This window comes from Microvirga sp. P4_G7 (assembly GCF_056401005.1).
Genome location: NZ_JBFUKD010000610.1, coordinates 1 through 2,229, shown reverse-complemented (window position 1 = coordinate 2,229; position 2,229 = coordinate 1). Strand labels below are relative to the sequence as shown.

General features: G+C 61.2%; 2 protein-coding genes. Both read left to right on the top strand.

Going from position 1 to position 2,229, the window contains the following annotated elements; all coding sequences use genetic code 11:
- Positions 1-832: ATP-binding cassette domain-containing protein (locus tag AC1DT3_RS18580; RefSeq protein ID WP_477466703.1), on the top strand; the 832-nt coding region annotated here is incomplete at its 5' end.
- Positions 829-2,214: an HlyD family type I secretion periplasmic adaptor subunit gene (locus AC1DT3_RS18575; RefSeq protein WP_477466702.1), complete on the top strand. Its 1,386-nt coding sequence runs from the start codon at positions 829-831 to the stop codon at positions 2,212-2,214. The genes AC1DT3_RS18580 and AC1DT3_RS18575, both read left to right, overlap by 4 nt.
- Positions 2,215-2,229: the final 15 nt, after the last annotated feature.

Here is a 2,229-nt window from a genome sequence, read left to right as displayed (position 1 = left end):
GTGGAAACGCGTGTGCGATCTTCTGGAGAATCAAACGCCGAAGCGAGACACAAAGCCGACCCCGCGCAGTGAGGGAGAGCTGACGGTCGATCGTCTGGTCTACGCACCGCCCGGCTCGGACGTTCCGGTTCTCAAAGGCCTGTCCTTTTCGCTGTCGCCGGGCGAAGTGCTCGGCGTCATCGGTCCCTCGGCTGCCGGAAAATCGACGTTGGCCCGTCTTCTCGTCGGCGTCMTGAAGCCGACCGCAGGTGGCGTGTACCTCGACGGTCACAACGTCTTTCTCTGGGAGCGCGGTTCATTCGGCGCGATGGTCGGCTACTTGCCCCAGGCCATATCACTCCTCGATGGCAGCATTCGAGACAACATTGCACGCATGGGCGACGCCGACCCTCGTCTGGTTCTCGAGGCCGCGCGCCTCGCAAATGTCCATGACATGATCGGTCGCCTTCCTGGCGGCTACGATACATCGCTCGGTGACGGCGGCTATCTCCTGTCGGGCGGACAGCGCCAACGAATCGCGTTGGCTCGTGCCCTCTATGGCCGACCGCGTTTTATCGTTCTCGATGAGCCGAACGCCAACCTCGATACGGAAGGCGAACGCGCGCTCATTCGAGCGATCGACGCCATGCGCGCCGATGGCGCTATCGTCATCCTGATCGCACATCGGCCGTCCATCATGCAGGTGGCCGACAAGCTGCTCGTCTTGCAGGACGGGCGCATTTCGCAGTTCGGGCCGCGGACGTCGATCGTCGGGGCCATCGACCCTGACGAGAAACCAGCCCCTGGCAAACCACGCGTCGCGACAATCGAAAGCCGGAGGACGAGCGCATGAACGGCAAGACCGAAATCATTGCCCGCACCAAACCGCTGCCGATCGCTCCCGGTACGGATATCAGATCGTGGGCAGAGCGGTTCGAGGACGAAGAGCCGCGCGGCCCATCATTGCGCACGCCATTGATCGCTGGACTCGCGACGATTTTTCTTGGGCTGGGCAGCTTTGTCGGTTGGGCCTTTTCTGCGCAGCTCGATAGCGCAGCGGTCGCAACAGCAACGGTCGTCGTGGATTCCAAACGCAAGACCGTCAGTCATCTCGAGGGCGGCATCCTAAAGACGCTGCTCGCCCAGGAAGGAGAGGCGGTCAAGGCGGGCCAGCCCGTTCTGCGCCTCGACGACACGCGCCCCAAGGCCGAGTTGGCACAATTGTATGCCAAGCGAGTCGGACTGGAAGCACGGCTCGTTCGATTGCGTGCGGAACAGGCGGGAGAAAAGGAGCTCACGTTTCCGCCTGGCCTCTTGAAGGCGAACACGGTGATCATCAATGAGGTGGTCGCGGCCGAGCGAAAACTGTTCGTCGCAAGACAACAGATATTTTCACAAAGGGTAGAGATCCAGCACAAGAACATCGAGCAACAGCGCGCGGAGCTCGATGCGGTTCAAGCACAGTCGACTGCCAATTCGCGCCAGGCCGAACTTCTCGACCGCGAACTCAAGGCAATCGCCTCGCTCGTCGAGAAGGGTTATGCGCCCCGTCCTCGCCTCACGGAACTGCAGACCCGCGAAAGCGAACTGATGGGCCGCGCGGGTGAGCTCGTCGCCCGCAAGGCGAAAGCCGAGCAGGCGATGGCGGCGGCTCATCTCGAAATCACATCGATCGACAACGATTTTCAGCAGCAGGTCGGCGGCGATCTGCAATCGGCACAGCTGGAACTGGCCGACACGGTCGAACGCATGAACGCCTCCAATGACGTGTTGCGGCGTGTGGACGTGGTTTCGCCGCAAGACGGAATCGTCACCAATATTCGAACCCGCACGCCCGGCGGCGTAATTGCACCGGGACAGGCGATTCTCGATATCGTTCCGGAAAACGAGCCCTTGATAGTGGAGGCCAAGATCGGATTGCGCGACGTCGATTCGGTTCGTGTCGGGGCGCCCGTCCAGGTGCGACTCACGGCGTACAACAATCGCTCGACTCTGCCGCTTTCGGGCACGCTGACGTATCTGTCCGCTGATCAACAAATCGACGAGCGAACGGATTCCGCATTCTTCATTGCACGAGCCGAAATTCTGCCCGCGAGCCTCGCGTCCAATCCTTCCATCAAGCTTTATCCCGGCATGCCGGCCGAGGTGCTCGTGATCAACAAGCCGCGACGTGCGATCGACTATCTCGTGGCGCCGATTACCGAAAGCTTCAACCGGGCTTTCCGCGAAGAATAGCCATCGTTGCAGTGA